The organism is Acinetobacter sp. 22301 (assembly GCF_052045285.1).
GTDB classification, from domain to species: Bacteria; Pseudomonadota; Gammaproteobacteria; order Pseudomonadales; family Moraxellaceae; genus Acinetobacter; species Acinetobacter pittii.
The window spans coordinates 93,956-109,782 of record NZ_JBQEOR010000011.1 but is presented as its reverse complement, the minus strand read 5'-3'; the positions used below and the strand labels follow the sequence as shown (position 1 = coordinate 109,782).

Below are 15,827 nucleotides of genomic sequence, written 5' to 3'. Positions count from 1 at the left end.
TTTACTTCCCTCTAAATAAGCTTGAATGACTTTTAATTTTAACTCTTTTGAATGCTTCGGAATTGGCATAGAGCACACCTCATAAGTTTTAAAAGTCTAACTTATGGGGTGCAGTTCAGAACGGGAGGGGGACACCCACGGGTGTGCTGGATCTATGACCAGTCTGCGAACCCCCTTTCGTTCTGCCACCATAATTTTAATGATTTGGCAGAACTCCCAATAAAAAAGGAGTTGGCTTTGCACATTCATTATTTCTTGGCAGCCTTTGCCAAAAGCTATAACGACACAACTTAAAAATTTAAAGCAGTTTGAATGCCATAAGGTTTTCAGGCTTTAAGTCATTTTTACTTAAAACTTAGCAAAACAAAACTTGAGATGTGCCAAGCACCGTCTTACGGCATTGCTGCGCCTTTTTTCTCCCAGAAAGGGCACAGGCTTTTTATCTCATTTAGACACAACAAGAATTTATAACGGTAAAACGATGCCAACTTTAGAAATATCTTCCAAAAAATTACAGGTTGTTCAAACTGCCATCCAACTCTTTACCACGCATGGATTTCATAATGCAGGGGTAGACCTGATTATCAAAAAATCCAAAATTCAAAAAGCCACGTTTTATAACTACTTTCACTCGAAAGAAGGACTTGTTGAAATGTGCCTAATCTTTCAAAAAAGCCGACTTAAAGAAGAGGTGCTGGCAATTGTCTATTCACACAGCTACCCAACCGCAGCCGATAAACTCAAAGAAATTGTTCGCTTACATGTCGATGTGAATAGCCTTTACTATCTTTTGTTTAAAGCCATTTTTGAATTAAAACTGCTTTATCCACGGGCTTACCGCATGGCGATTGAATATAGAAAATGGTTACTTAAAGAACTTTTTGATTTGATATTTAGTCTAGAAAGTCGTGGCTTAAAAGCTGATGCAAACATGATTTTATTTATGATTGATGGCGCAATCATCCAACTTTTAGATCCAAATAAAGCTAGTGAAAGGGAGCAATTGTTGGATTATTTTTTAAATGCTTTGAGATAATTGAGTGAGGGATGGGTAAGGAAAAATACCCTAAGTGCGTACTTTCCTTACTTTAAAAAGAAATTAAACCTGAACTTAATTTATATAAATATTACTTCTTTTGCTTAAAACGGTATTTACATTTTAGACAGCGATAATCTTGAAAAATATTCTTGTCGATTATTACGCCAGCTTTCTTACCAAAAATATTACCAACTACACCGCCAGTAATTCCTGCACTAATGGCACCAACAAAAGTCCCTACAGTTCCGCCAACAATTACACCTAAAGGACCAGCAACAGTACCAATAGCTGCTCCAACAGTAGCACCAGTCGCAGCGCCACCTACAGTGCCTGCCGTTGTACCGGCAGCTGTGAGTAAAACACCGCCAGTTGTTCTAAGTAATTTGTCATGGTCACGTGCTTCAATTTCTGTAGAACCACACTTAGGACATTGCAGAGCTTTTTCCATAAAATTTCCTGTCTTTCATCATTGAGTGACACAGTTGAGGGCTAAATCAGTAAAGTGGGTAAAGAATCTGTCTTACGATGCAGTATCTTTTGCCTATTGAGTGATCGTAACGATAACTGGTCTGCTTTGATTTTAGCTGAACATTGACACAAATATTTATAGATCATGTAAACACTTGTACTTTAATAATTATCTCATTAAATACCAATGTTTAGAATGACTAACGCTTACATATCCATGTGTCTAGCAGAGAGCAATTCAATAATAATGAATAGAATGTGAATGGTTTTTTGAGTAGATTTTCTGAAGTTATTTAAGAGGACAAGCTATTTAATGATAAAAGGCTTATCCTGTTTGAATAAGCCTTTTTGAATATTAGAGAGCTTTTTTCCAACTTAAAAATTTATATAATCCAAACATGAAGGTAATCCAGATTGGAATTAAAATCACCGATTTTTCAAAGCCTTGAGTCCACATGATATATAAAATCATGCCAATGAAAATCAAAACAATATAGTTACTCAAAGGTGAAAATAGAGCAGGGAACTTGGCAACTTTATCTTCAAGTTTCATAGCACGTTTAAACTTTAAATGAGTAAAGCTAATAATTGCCCAGTTTAAAACCAGCGCAGCCACAGCCATGTACATGAGATAGCTTAAAGCTTCTTCTGGGATAAAGTAGTTCAGCAATACACAACCGAAAATGAGAATAGAAGAAAAGATAACAGCAGGTGTTGGAACCCCTTGTTTACTTACTTTTGTAAAAATTTTGGATGCGTGACCTTGTACAGCGAGGCCATATAACATACGGCTGTTTGCATACATACCGCTGTTATAAACTGATAAGGCAGCCGTCAAAATAATAAAGTTAAGCAAATGCGCTGCCCAGCCAATCCCAAGCTGGCTAAAAATCATCACAAATGGACTTTTATCTAAACCACCGAGGTCAAGCTGATTCCACGGAATGAGTGACATGATGATAGCAAGCGAAGCCACATAGAAAACCAAGATTCGAAAGATGACTTGGTTAATGGCTTGTGGAATGCTTTTTTCTGGATTTTCAGCTTCAGCAGCAGTCATTCCAATCAGTTCAATACCGCCAAATGCAAACATTAAAAAGGCGAGCATATAAAATAGGCCCGAGAACCCATGCGGGAAAAATCCGCCATGCTGCCATAAGTTTGAGAAGCTAGCGATAGAATCATTACCTGCGGTGAGCAACAAATATAAGCCAAACACAATCATGGCAATGACCGCCGCAACTTTAATAATAGCTAACCAAAACTCAGATTCGCCATAAAATTTAACGTTGCCTAAGTTCAAACATGTGACCAAAACAAAGAAAAATAAGGCTGATATCCAAGCAGGAATGTGGGGCCACCAGTAATGCACATATTTAGCAACGGCTGTCAGTTCGGTCATCGCGACCAGAATATAAACAACCCAATAGTTCCAGCCCGATAAAAAACCGGGGAATTTCCCCCAATATTTTTGTGCAAAGTAACTAAAGGAACCGACCACAGGTTCTTCTACGATCATTTCACCCATTTGGCGCATAATTAAAAATGCGACCAAACCGACAATGGCATAACCTAAAATAATAGAAGGACCAGCAGACTGGATGACTTGTGCAGAGCCTAAAAATAAACCTGTCCCGACAGCACCACCCATAGCGATTAACTGGATATGGCGATTTTTAAGTCCGCGTTTTAATTGGGAAGATGAGTTGCTCAAAATATATGCGCTGAATAAAAAAGCTGGCGCTATTGTAATAGATTGGTTAGGGATAACCTAGTTTGAAAAGGATTTTACTCAGCTAAATAAAAAGGGATCCGTACAAAGCTATACGGATCCCTTTTTGAAATCGGTTATTTTATAAATTAGAAAGATACCATTTTGCCCGGATTAATCATTGCACCAATACCATACATGCTTTTGGCAAGTGGAATAACAACGGGTGCAAGGGTACGGCCAAAAATAATATTTTGATGATCAATTTTAGATAACATTTCGAAGTCGTTAGTTTGCCCAACAAAGTCATTTGCAATGGCTTTACCAATACGTACCGTCTGAGCAACGCCATGACCGCTCCAGCCGTGAACAGCATAAATTGGGAATTTATTGCCAAATTTACGGCTATCGACTGCACCATTTACGGTTAAATCGGTCGTTCCACTCCAGACAAAATCCATCTCTAGATTTTTAATTTGAGGGAAAACTGTATGAATTCGATGCTCTAGATAATTTAATGTTTTCTCTGGTCCCCAGCATGTTCCTGTGCCTTGGCCACCAAACAATAAGCGGTTATTAAACACAGGGCGGTAGTAATCAATCTGGAACTGAGTGTCATAGACTGGATGCCCAAATGGCAGTAGCTCTTTTGTATCAAGCTCTAGTGGGGCAGTCGTCGCAACATAGGTATAAAACGGAATAGTAGTATTGTTTTGCTCTGATAAAAGTTTAAAAGAAGCATGGTGCACGGCTAACACCACAGACTTTTTAGCTTTTACGACCGCATTTGCAGTTTGAACATAAATGCCATCTGCTTTTTCTTCTATTGAAATGACTTCTGTTTGTTCATAAACAGTACCGCCATTTTGGCAAAATCCATAAATTAAGCCACGGTTTAAAGCTAAAGGATGAATTTGTCCACCTAACTCATCAATTAAACCACCTGTGTAATAATCAGACTTAATGTAGTCCATGAGTTCATGTTTACCCACAATGCGGGTATGGTCTTCACCTAAATATTTTCGTGCATCGGCGCCTTGTGTTAAACCAACTAAATGCCCTTCATGAACGGCAGCGGTAATGTGGCCGTATTTGCGGTCAAAGTTGAGTTGGTATTTTTCCGAAATGTCATCAATGAGTTGCATTGCTTCCGTAGAGGTAAAATGCCAGAGTTTTTTGGCATCTTCATAGCCTAAGCGATCGGCCATTTCTTGAGCTTCCCAGCGAGCTAAACCAGGGGTAAGTTGTCCGCCATTGCGTCCAGAAGCTGCGCTACCTACACGGTTTTTTTCTAATAAAACAGTCTCTACGCCTTGTTCAGCTAAATGTAAGGCCGTAGATGAACCCAATAAACCACCGCCAATAACTACCACATCACATTCAATATCAGCTTTTAAACTGTCAAAAGTATGCCAATCAGAAAGTGAGCTTTCATAATAGTTTGCAGGGTTATCTACCGAGGTACCATTAACCGTGGATGTATCAAATTTTGCATGTTTTGGATTTAACCAGCTCCACTCTTTACCTACTTGTAGAGATTTACTCGGTTTATATTCCACGTCTTTTAAAAGTTGAGGTTTAGAAATAATTTTCATAATAAAGTTCCTTAAAAATTAATAAGCATTACTAATAGCAATATTTTGTTTTTTAATCGTTTTATAGATAAATAGGAGAATACCCAAAGCTAACCAGAAACATCCAAACATGAGTGAAGATGAATCAAGATTAAGCCAGAGGCAAATAATGCTAAAGACTGATATAAGCGGTAAAAACAGGTTTAGAAATTTGTTTTTAAACCCTGAACGCTGTTTATCTTTAATATAAAACTTCATAAAAACTGAGAAATTTACGGCTGTAAAAGCGACTAGAGCACCAAAGCTGATTAGGCTGACGACTTGGGCTAAATCTAGAAAAACCGCTGACATTGAAATAAGACCAACAAACAAAACCGAGAAAAACGGTGTACCTAATGAAATATGAATTGTCCCAAAATACTTTTTAGGGAAAATATTATCGGTGCCCATTATATACAGTAAACGTGAAGCACTGGCATGAGAGGCAAGGCCAGAGGCGACAGTGTTCATAATTTGTCCGCATAAGAATACAGATTGGAAAAAAGCACCACCCACGTAAAGCACAATTTCAGGCAACGCTTCAGATGGATGCTGAAAGCGTAGATTGTTTGGAAAATAAAGTTGAATAAACCAAGCTGCTGTGAAGAAAATAAGTCCACCCGCAAGAGTCGTTAACATGACTGCGCGGGGAATATTTTTGGTAGGTTGTTTGGTTTCATTTGAAAGCGTAGTAACCGCATCAAAGCCCAAAAATGAAAAGCACAAAACTGAGGCACCCGCAACGAGAGGGAGTAAAGATTGGTGCTCATGCCAGAGTGGAGCCAATGTAAGCACATGCTCATAACCTTGAGTCGAGCCAATACCCTTAATCACTAAATAAACAAAAATGACCATGAGTATGATCGGGGCAAATACAAACAACAGGCTTAAATTGGCGAGCAACCGAATGCGGAAACAGTTTACTAAAGTGACTAAGCTTGCCGACACAATTACCCAGAACCAGTAAGGCAGACTTGGAATCAGTGCGGTGAGATAAATCGCAGCTAGCAAAACATTAATGAGAGGTAATAACAAATAGTCGAGCAGAGAGCACCAACCGACAAAAAAGCCACTTTTAGGCCCTAAACTTTCAGCTGTATAGCTATATGCCGAGCCTGATTTTTCAGAATTTTTACTAAATCTTGCATAGCTCCAAGCAGTGAGTAACATGGCGCCAAGTGCGAGTAAATAGGCCAGTGGTACGTGTCCATTGGTAATGCCAGAGACAATACCGAAAGTGTCAAACACCGTCATGGGAGTCATGTAGGCAATACCAATAATCGTGACTTGCCAAAGTGACAGTTTTTTTAAGGAAGACGTTTTATTTTCCATGTCATTTCAACCTCAAATTCGTTGTTTTGCTTTTCATCCGGAAAAGCGATGCTATTTTTGAGCCAAAACTTCCCCTAGACTTGAATAAACATGTCTATTTGGAGAAAGTTTGTACAAAAGTGGGTGGCTGTTTCGCCTTGGTGACGCCCTAAAGCAAGATCAAATACTTATATCTTTGATATAACTCTAGATCACGACCAATTGAAAAGATTGACACGGTCGTGACAGAAACTGCTCGGGGCTTTGGCCTTTAAATAATGTGCCTGTTCTGATGGTGATATCATTTGAAGTAATCACTCGCGAAGAGTCGTTAATCACAATTGCTTTTTGTTTAATGTTTTTAAGCTTCGGCATAAGAATTTTTTCGAGTGCGGAAACTAAAATATCGGTAGCAATCACACCGATAAATTGATCACGAATCATGACCGGATGGGCAAGGGTGATGGTGTATGCACCATTGCAAATATAGTCGACATATGGCCCATGGATGCACGGACTTTTATTTTGAGCAGGTTTATGGAACCATTCAAAAGAGCGGAAATCTAAAAATCGCTGAGCATTTTGATAGTTTTCAAGCTTGGCTTGTTGCAACTGATCTTCTTTTTTATACCACCATTCGAGTGTCCAATAATCTTGCTCTTCTTGCGTTGCAGGGCTATAACTTGCAAAACCAATGCCTTGACTGTAATGGCTTTCCTGTAATGCCTTTTTAATTTCCTTTTGCAAAGCTGTGCGTTCTGAACCTGAAAGCTTAACGTCTTTTGTTTTTTCAGGTTCATGTTTCGAAAGAATTTTGCTCGCTTTAGTTGCCAGCTTTTCTGTAATGGCTGTCGTTTCTTCAACCACCGTCTTTAACAAATTTTGAAGCTCTTCTATATCTAAATGTTGGGTCATTCCTATAACTCCTAAAATTCCGTATTTCTCACTCGATATTTTATAAGTGCTCTACTTTATTGTTTTTATTCAATAGATAACTTATATCGAAGCATTTGGTCTGTTAGCATCGAAATGATTTTTCGCGCTTGAATAACAGCATCATCTTCATTGCCTTGAACAAAAGATGATAAAAGTTGGTGGTATTGAGCGACGACCAGTTGATGAAATTGATCATCTTGGTAAAGCACAGCAATGAGCGGTGCCCATTCGGCTTGTATGGTTAACTCTTGATTTGCCAGTCGAGCTGATTGAGCAAAAGAGGTAAGTGTTAACAAACAACGTAAATCAAGTTGGGCACGTGTGTCTGCTTCAACGGCCTGTTCAAATTGATCAATAAGTTCTTTAATTTTGCTCAGTTCATATTCAGTGGTTCTTTGTGCTGCCAAATATGCACCATGACTTAAAATTGCACTATGAAACTCGCCTAAATCAGCCAGATATTCATTGGAAGCTTGACGCAGAGGGTGCTTATTTAAGAGTAAATCGGAAGGCAACTCACAAACAAAGCTTCCGCCGTTTCGCCCACGTCGTGTATCAATCAAACCTTTTACGCGTAAAGTATTTAAAGCTTCACGGACCGTAATGGGTGACACTCCCATTAAGCGAGCTAGATCCGCCTCGTTAGGAAGCTGTTCATTGCTTTTGAGCAATCCAGAGATAATTGCATTTTCCAAGCGTTCCACAACTTGTTCCGATCGAGTTGTCTGAGCGATAGGTGCAAAAATTATCGTATATGCTGACATGGCGAATTCTCTAAAAGCTAAGTCAGAGACTTAGCTTAATGAAACGGATAAATGATTAAAACACGCCATATTGATGGACTGCCTGTTCATCTTCAGGCACAGCTGGTATTGCATCCCAAAGTTCAACAATTTTGCCATTATCTACACGCCATAATTCAAAATAGGCATGTCGATTTCCGGCAATACTTCCTTCGGAATGTGTCAACACAAATTGACCATCAGCAATGGAGCGATGCGTTTTGGAGTATACCAAACCTTGTCCTTCATTACGGATATTGTTCAAAAAATCAATGACTGCTTTAACACCATCGCCAATGTCCGGACTATGTTGAATGAACTGATCGTTGTGAGTGTATTCTTTAAATGCTTCGTAATTGCCATCAATTAATGACTTTTTAAAGAAAGAGGTCACAATCTCACGGTTTTTCTCTGGGTCATGGTGAGTTACGATTTCGGTTGGGCCATCTAATTGTGTTCTACCACTCACATTTGGTGCGGCTTCTGCCACAAGACCGTCCCAATGTTCCACAATTTTGCCATCTTTCACTCGGTAAATATCAAACCCAACCAATGGGTTCTCATCTAAGCCTTGAAAGCGGCCATGAATTGCAACCAAGTCACCATCTGCCAATACACGCACAGCTTCATGTTGCATGTCAGGACAGTCTTCTACCAATTGGCGAAGGCCCGAAATGCCATTTGCAACGAGTGGTGAGTGCTCTATAAAGTCTTCAGAAAAATAACGGTCTAAAGCAGTGGTGTCGTGCAAATTAAATAGCTCATGATGGGCTTTAGTCACCAAGTCTTTCATTTCTTGCTTATTCATTTTGATCTCCTTTCAAAACGCATTGTTATTATTCGTTTGAACTCATCACATGTTTAACACGGGTATATTCTTCAAACCCGTAACCAGATAAATCTTTACCATATCCTGACTTTTTGAAACCGCCGTGTGGCATTTCTGCGGTTAAAGGAATATGGGTATTAATCCAAACTGTACCGAAATCAAGTTCACGAGAAAGACGAGTGGCGCGGGCATGGTCTTTAGTCCAAACACTTGAAGCTAGGCCATATTCAACATCGTTGGCTTTTTCAATCGCATCATTTTCATCTGTAAATTTTTGAACGGTAATCACTGGTCCAAAAATTTCATTTTGAATGGCTTCGTCGTGTTGTTTTAAGCCACTAATAACAGTTGGTTCAAAATAGAAGCCTGGACGGTCTGCCTGTTTTCCACCTGTTTCAACTTTGGCGTGAGCAGGTAAGTTGTCAATAAAGGCTTTAACATTTTTCAATTGGTTGGCATTGTTAAGTGGACCATAAAGCGCGTCTTGATCATCGGGCTCACCAAAACGGGTATTTTTTGCAGCTTCAACAAGTTTAGCTAAAAACTCATCATGAACTGCTTCAGCCACAATTACACGTGTTGCCGCAGTACAGTCTTGGCCTGCGTTGAAATAGCCCGTTAATGCAATCATTTCAACTGCTTTATCGAGGTCGGCATCTTCAAAAACCACTACAGGTGCTTTACCACCAAGCTCAAGATGAGCTTTTGCTAAATTTGCCGCAGCAGAAGCAGCAACTTGTAATCCAGCGCGAACTGAACCTGTAATCGAAACAAGAGCAGGGGTTTTATGTGATACAACTTTTGATCCGACTTGTGCTTGGCCTAACACTACGTTAAATGCACCTTTAGGGAAAAATGGTGCTGCAATTTCTGCCAGTAAAAGCGTACTTTCAGGCGTAGTATCACTTGGTTTAAGCACTACTGTGTTACCTGCGGCTAAAGCTGGAGCAATTTTCCAAACAGCCATCATGAGTGGATAGTTCCAAGGTGTAACTTGCCCAACTACACCGACAGGTTCGCGGCGAATAGAAGAGGTTAAACCTTCTAAATATTCACCTGAAGCAGTGCCATTGAGTAGGCGAGCAGCACCTGCAAAGAAACGAATCTGATCTGCTGATGCACCTACTTCTTCAGATGCAATTAAGTGTTTTAACTGACCCGTATTACGACTTTGTGCCTCAATTAAACGATCAGCATTTGCTTCAATAGCATCTGCCAAGTTAAGTAATGCTTTTTGACGAGTCGAAGGTGTACTGCGTCCCCAAATTTTAAATGCTTCTTTTGCAGCGGCATAAGCTGCATCAACTTCTGCCTCGGTTGCATTCGGTGATTGTGCATAAACTTCACCAGTTACTGGGCTGACCAAATCGAAATAATCATTTCCTTTGCTAGCAACATATTCGCCGTTAATGAAGTGTTGTAGTTGAGTTTTAGCCATTTTTTATACCTTGTCCTTAGGTTTTAACATATAACATATAATACTATATGTATTATGTTTTAAATTTTCTGTCAAATGCTTTGATGAGGGGAGTAAGTGAAAAAAGTTGGAATTTAAATCAAATTGGATTTTAAGTTTTTGATTTGATTGTTTAAAAAATATTAAAAATTTATTGAAGATTTTTAGGAGAGGTTGATTGTCGTACTAGTTTAGTAGATTTGATGAAAGATAATTGAATAATTTTCTAATCGAGAGTAGCTTGAGGAGCCAAGATTTATACTTAGCTCATCAATTTCGAGTTCTTATTTATTGAAATTAAAGTGAATGATTAGGTTTTATGACTCGCAAGCAGAATGCTAGTTTCACTGTTATAAATACCTGAAATATTCCTGATTCTTTCTAAAACTTTGTCGAAGTTTTCTAAAGTATCAGAACGTAGCTCGACCAAAATGTCCCATTTGCCATTCGTTTTATGTAAACATTCCACGGCACTTTCTAGACGTAATTCTTTAATCACAGACTGCGCTTTGGTCCCTTCAACCATAATGCTCATCCATGCACGAATAACGTTTCGTTCTGCATTGGGTTTAAACCGTACCGTATATCCGGTAATGATGCCCGAAGACTCTAAATACTCGATTCTCTTTTTTACCGTTGCCCGTGAAACGTGAACTTTTTCGGCTAACTCGGTAACAGACATCCGTGCGTTATCTTTAAGCAAACCTAAAATAATTTGATCAATGTTATCCATATTGTAATTGTCAATTATCAAATTGGTAAAAATTAATTCATTTTTGACTGAATTACAAATTTTGTGAGTCAATTTGATTTTGAATAATAGGGGCATCGGTTAAGCCTAATAATTCAATTTAATGGACTAGATAAGATGAATAATTTTGCAGTTTCTCGTAATGACTTTAACGAGTGGATGGTTCCAGTTTTTGCACCGGCAAATTTCATTCCGGTACGTGGCAAAGGTTCACGTATTTGGGATCAAGAAAATAAAGAATATATCGATTTTGCAGGCGGGATTGCAGTAAATGCATTAGGTCATGCGCATCCAGTGGCAGTAAATGCTTTAACAGAACAAGCAACAAAACTTTGGCATGTCGGCAACGGTTATACAAATGAACCCGTTCTACGCCTTGCAAAACAACTCACTGAAAATACATTTGCAGATAAAGTATTCTTCTGTAACTCAGGTGCAGAAGCGAACGAAGCTGCTTTAAAACTAGCTCGTAAAGTTGGACTAGACAGCGGTGTTGCTGGCAAAAGTGGCATTGTGGCATTTAACAATGCGTTTCATGGCCGTACCTTATTTACCGTTTCAGCGGGTGGTCAACCTAAATATTCACAAGACTTTGCACCACTTCCAAATGGCATTAACCATGTTGCTTTTAATGATTTAGAAGCTGCAAAAGCAGTGATCAATGAGCAAACATGTGCTGTTATTGTTGAGCCGATCCAAGGTGAAGGCGGAGTTATTCCTGCTGACATCGAATTTTTAAAAGGCTTAAGAGCACTGTGTGATGAGTTTGGTGCCTTGCTGATTTTTGATGAAGTACAAACGGGTGTTGGCCGTACAGGTGCACTATATGCCTACATGAACTCTGGCGTTATTCCAGATGTATTAACCACTGCAAAAGCACTAGGTGGTGGTTTTCCAGTCGGTGCAATGCTAACAACCGATAAGTTTGCTCCGCATTTTTCTGTCGGTACACATGGTACGACTTATGGTGGTAACCCGTTAGCAAGTGCGGTTGCAGGGGCTGTATTTGAATTTATTAATACGCCTGAAGTGCTGAATGGTGTTAAAGAGCGTCATGACTACTATAAAAACGCTTTAAATAAATTAAATGAAAAATATGAAGTCTTTAAAACGATTCGCGGTGAAGGCTTATTGATTGGTTGTGCCTTAAAAGATGAATTCGCTGGTAAAGCAAAAGATATTAATAATCTTGCGGGTGAAGAAGGTTTACTGAGTCTTATTGCAGGTCCGAATGTTGTACGTTTTACACCGTCTTTAATCATTCCATTTGCTGATATTGATGAAGGTTTAAAACGCTTTGAACGTGCGCTTGCTCGCTTTGTTGAAATTCAAAAGGATGAACAAGCAGCATGATGATTATTCGTTACATCGAACCTAAAGATGTTAATGACCTTTACCTGTTGGCAAAAAAAGCGGGTTTTGGTTTGACATCTTTGCAGCCCAATATGGAAAAACTTGCTGCTCGTATTGAGAGGGCGTGTAAGACAGTCGCAGGCGCACTCCCAAAGGCAGATCAGGTTTACCTATTTGTTTTAGAGGATACTGAACTCAACAAAGTTGTCGGTGTTTGCGGTATTGAAGTCGCACTTGGTTTAAAAGAGCCTTGGTATAACTTCCATGTAGGAACACAAGTTCATGCTTCTGAACCGTTAAGTGTTTATAACGCTTTGCCGACTTTGTATTTGAGTAACGACCATACCAACTGTAGTGAGCTTTGTACTTTATTTTTAGACCCTGACTATCGCTTAAATAAAAATGGCAAATTTTTATCTAAAGTCCGTTTCTTATTTCTTTCAGCATTCCGTCAATATTTTGAAGAAACGATTGTTGCCGAAATGCGCGGATATTCTGATGCCAATGGGCAGTCACCATTTTGGAATGCGGTAGGTCATAAGTTTTTTAATATCGAATTTACCAAGGCTGATTATTTAAGTGGTGTAGGCCAAAAGGCTTTTATTGCTGAGCTGATGCCAAGACATCCCCTCTATGTCGATATGTTACCTGACGATGCTAAAGCTGCGATTGGCATTGTGCACCCGAATACTCGACCAGCCTATAATCTCTTGCTTGAAGAGGGGCTACGCTATAAAGGCTATATCGATATTTTTGATGGTGGCGCAACGCTGCAAGCGGATATCGAAAATTTACGGGCGATTAAAGAAAGTCTGTCTGTAACGGTACAAGTCGAACAAACTGAAAATATCGCTGTAGGGGATGAATCTTACATTGTGGCCAATGATGATTATGAAAATTATCGCGCCATTCTTGTGTATAGCAAACCTCATCAGAACATATTGCAGTTAACAAAAGAACAGGCAAACCAATTGAATGTTGAAAATGGCTCTTTAGTTCGGGTGCTAAGTGTTCATGTTAAACAAGTTTCGAGTCCAGAAGTGGTCAATAAACTCAAAGCCACTGAACATTTTCGAATGGCTGTTAATTAAGCGGAAATTACTACACATTTCACCAAATTTAAGAAGGAATACTATATTATCGCTAGCGCAAGATGGGTATATGGATAAATACAATCTTGCTCGCTGAGCTGAGATTAATTAGCCTGTTTTTCTATATAAAAGTTAAATCAATAAAATATTTAATTAGTTTATATATTTTAAATGTTTATCGAAATTATATTTTGGAAATCAGGCTAATATAATAATGAAGGAAAGGAATGATGAATAATTTTTATTGTTATAGGTGATGGCTTTTAAAAAGGAATTTATAAGGTCTTAAGTGATTTAATAATATTTTAGAATGGTTTAATGGACTAAATTAATAATCATATAATTTGTTTATTATTAAAGCATTTACGACGGTTGCTATAAATTGGAGTAAATATTACATGAGTAAGAATAACGGAAAGCAGTTCCTGGAAGGAGATCTTCTTGGTAGTCAACATATGACTGAGCAAGAAGAAGAGAAATTGCAGCGCTCATTGACAAATCGTCATATTCAAATGATCGCAATCGGTGGTGCAATTGGTACTGGATTATTTATGGGTTCCGGGAAAACATTAAGTGTTTCGGGTACTTCAATTGTTTTAACCTATTTAATTATTGGTTTCTTCTTTTTCTTCGTGATGCGGGCAATGGGTGAATTGTTGCTTGCCAACACGAATTTTAAAACCTTCGCCGATTTTGCAACAGCTTATCTCGGTCCATGGGCGGGGTTTTTCCTTGGTTGGTCCTATTGGTGTAACTGGATTATTACTGCGATTGCCGATGTAATTGTAATCGGAGGGTACATGCAGTTTTGGTACCCCGATTTACCCGTCTGGATTCCAGCATTTACATCATTGGCCATCTTAACCATACTTAACTTTGTGGCCGTTCGATTGTTTGGAGAACTTGAGTTTTGGTTCTCACTCATCAAAATTACTGCAATTATTCTATTTATTCTGGCTGGTATTTATTTAATTGGTACGGGGTTCACTTCTCCAAATGGGGTTAAGGCCTCAATGAGACATTTGTTTGAAACACAATCTATGTTTCCTTATGGTGTAACAGGTTTCTTGGCTGGTTTCCAAATTGCCATATTTGCGTTTGTAGGTATTGAGCTTGTTGGTACAACTGCCGCTGAGACCAAAGACCCGCATAAATCACTTCCAAAAGCGATTAACTCTATTCCTTTACGTATTTTATTGTTCTACGTGGGCGCGTTGGTTTGTATTATTGCCGTCACATCTTGGGCAAAAGTTTCACCAGAAAAGAGCCCATTTGTAGAAATGTTTACTTTGGTCGGGTTACCAATTGCGGCAGGTTTAATCAACTTTGTTGTTGCGACTTCAGCTTTATCTTCTGCAAACAGTGGAATCTTTGCGACCAGCCGTATGTTATACGGTTTGGCTTTAGACAACGATGCCCCTAAAAGCTTTAGTAAGCTGTCAAAAAGAAAAGTTCCAATTCGCGGACTTATATTTTCAATGGCGTGCGTAACGGTTGGAACATCTATTTTATTTATTGTGCCTAATGTTATGACTGCATTTACGATTATTTCAGCGCTCACTTCAATTTTATGTATTTTTACGTTTATGTTGATAGTGCTTTCATATATTTATTATCGTAAGAAAAGCCCTGAATTACATGCCCAGTCAAAATATAAAATGCCGGGTGGATTATTTATGGCTTGGATGACCATGTTATTTTTAGTGTTTACTATCGTAATTTTGGCTTTGGACCATGATACTTTAATTGCACTTGAGTGCTCACCAATCTGGTTTATTGGTTTATTTATTGCGTATAAATATAAAAAGAAAAAGATGTTGCAGCTTGATATTTTAAAAGCACAAAAGGTTGATTATATTTAAGCTAGAAGATGAAATGTTTTTAAAGCTAGGCGTGTGTCTAGCTTTTTTATTTTTAAAATAATAATTTATAATTTTTGATTAAGATAATTTGTTTATGGTTACATTCTTTAGTAGAAAATTTTTGGTAAGATCCGAAATTTTTTCAGGATTTTAAAATAGCCATAAAGATTAAAATGAATTAAATTGATTTTAAAACTAAAGATTACAAGGTAAAAGGAATAGTAAACCCCTGATACTTAAGTGTAATGATAGTGATTTGTACGATTTTACTATTGGGAAAAGATACATCTGTTTTGGGGTGCAATTTAATGAATATCGAAATGAAACAAAAGTATCTGTTCGCCGCGATTCTGATAGTACTCCTGTTATTGTAGAAATTTCTAAATTTGAAATAATTAATCCTAGTATACCTGAAGGTTGGGAAATTTCATTTTATAAGCAGGAAGATACTATAACTACGACTATTGAACCTAAAGAATTTAGTGGAGAATTTTGGGATGACTATCATGATGGGAACCCTAAAATGGAAAAATTATTTGAAGATACTTATTTAAAGATCTGTAAATTTCATAATTTTTCTATTACGTCCGGTTGATTAATTAAAAGCTGATAAAAAAGCCTCATA

Annotated in this window: 14 protein-coding genes and 1 pseudogene; 5 read left to right on the top strand and 10 right to left on the bottom strand. The window is 38.2% G+C overall.

What is annotated here, in order from left to right:
* Positions 1-69: pseudogene (locus ACTJJH_RS15345) on the bottom strand (helix-turn-helix domain-containing protein); the annotation flags it as partial.
* 412 nt (positions 70-481) lie between these two features.
* On the opposite strand from ACTJJH_RS15345, the gene ACTJJH_RS15340 reads away from it, so the two are divergent.
* Entirely contained in the window at positions 482-1,036 is a 555-nt protein-coding gene (locus ACTJJH_RS15340) for a TetR/AcrR family transcriptional regulator (protein ID WP_440601378.1), read from the top strand.
* 91 nt (positions 1,037-1,127) lie between these two features.
* Here ACTJJH_RS15340 and ACTJJH_RS15335 read toward each other — a convergent pair whose 3' ends face one another.
* The 9 genes from ACTJJH_RS15335 to ACTJJH_RS15295 all read right to left on the bottom strand — a co-directional run bounded on the left by ACTJJH_RS15335 (position 1,128) and on the right by ACTJJH_RS15295 (position 10,878).
* Entirely contained in the window at positions 1,128-1,487 is a 360-nt protein-coding gene (locus ACTJJH_RS15335; RefSeq protein WP_002120526.1) for a hypothetical protein, read from the bottom strand.
* 375 nt (positions 1,488-1,862) lie between these two features.
* Positions 1,863-3,221, bottom strand: coding sequence for an amino acid permease (locus tag ACTJJH_RS15330; RefSeq protein WP_320124689.1), 1,359 nt, complete (start codon positions 3,219-3,221; stop codon positions 1,863-1,865).
* A 146-nt stretch (positions 3,222-3,367) separates the two neighbouring features.
* Complete coding sequence (locus ACTJJH_RS15325) at positions 3,368-4,813, bottom strand: NAD(P)/FAD-dependent oxidoreductase (RefSeq protein ID WP_320124690.1); 1,446 nt, start codon at positions 4,811-4,813, stop codon at positions 3,368-3,370.
* Between the two features lie 18 nt (positions 4,814-4,831).
* Positions 4,832-6,163 carry an APC family permease gene (locus tag ACTJJH_RS15320; protein WP_440601377.1) on the bottom strand — a complete coding sequence of 444 codons (1,332 nt, stop codon included), beginning with the start codon at positions 6,161-6,163 and terminating at the stop codon, positions 4,832-4,834.
* Positions 6,164-6,349: 186 nt separating this feature from the next.
* Entirely contained in the window at positions 6,350-7,057 is a 708-nt protein-coding gene (locus ACTJJH_RS15315) for a cache domain-containing protein (RefSeq protein WP_005070463.1), read from the bottom strand.
* A 65-nt stretch (positions 7,058-7,122) separates the two neighbouring features.
* Positions 7,123-7,842, bottom strand: coding sequence for a FadR/GntR family transcriptional regulator (locus ACTJJH_RS15310; RefSeq protein WP_440601376.1), 720 nt, complete (start codon positions 7,840-7,842; stop codon positions 7,123-7,125).
* Between the two features lie 55 nt (positions 7,843-7,897).
* The gene (locus ACTJJH_RS15305; RefSeq protein WP_032037932.1) at positions 7,898-8,668 is read right to left on the bottom strand and encodes a nuclear transport factor 2 family protein; all 771 of its coding nucleotides are present in this window, start codon (positions 8,666-8,668) and stop codon (positions 7,898-7,900) included.
* Positions 8,669-8,696: 28 nt separating this feature from the next.
* Positions 8,697-10,127: a gamma-aminobutyraldehyde dehydrogenase gene (locus ACTJJH_RS15300; RefSeq protein WP_440601375.1), complete on the bottom strand. Its 1,431-nt coding sequence runs from the start codon at positions 10,125-10,127 to the stop codon at positions 8,697-8,699.
* 328 nt (positions 10,128-10,455) lie between these two features.
* Positions 10,456-10,878: an Lrp/AsnC family transcriptional regulator gene (locus ACTJJH_RS15295; protein WP_002120489.1), complete on the bottom strand. Its 423-nt coding sequence runs from the start codon at positions 10,876-10,878 to the stop codon at positions 10,456-10,458.
* Between the two features lie 135 nt (positions 10,879-11,013).
* Between ACTJJH_RS15295 and ACTJJH_RS15290 the strand changes: the two genes are divergently transcribed.
* The 4 genes from ACTJJH_RS15290 (at position 11,014) to ACTJJH_RS15275 (ending at position 15,797) form a co-directional block, all read left to right on the top strand.
* Complete coding sequence (locus tag ACTJJH_RS15290) at positions 11,014-12,249, top strand: aspartate aminotransferase family protein (RefSeq protein WP_440601374.1); 1,236 nt, start codon at positions 11,014-11,016, stop codon at positions 12,247-12,249.
* Positions 12,246-13,340: an arginine N-succinyltransferase gene (astA, locus tag ACTJJH_RS15285; protein ID WP_440601373.1), complete on the top strand. Its 1,095-nt coding sequence runs from the start codon at positions 12,246-12,248 to the stop codon at positions 13,338-13,340. The genes ACTJJH_RS15290 and astA overlap by 4 nt, the downstream gene beginning before the upstream one ends.
* Before the next feature lie 398 nt (positions 13,341-13,738).
* Complete coding sequence (locus tag ACTJJH_RS15280) at positions 13,739-15,202, top strand: amino acid permease (RefSeq protein ID WP_440601372.1); 1,464 nt, start codon at positions 13,739-13,741, stop codon at positions 15,200-15,202.
* A gap of 256 nt (positions 15,203-15,458) precedes the next feature.
* A complete protein-coding gene (locus ACTJJH_RS15275) occupies positions 15,459-15,797 on the top strand; it encodes a hypothetical protein (RefSeq protein WP_440601371.1) in 339 nt (112 codons plus the stop codon).
* Positions 15,798-15,827: the final 30 nt, after the last annotated feature.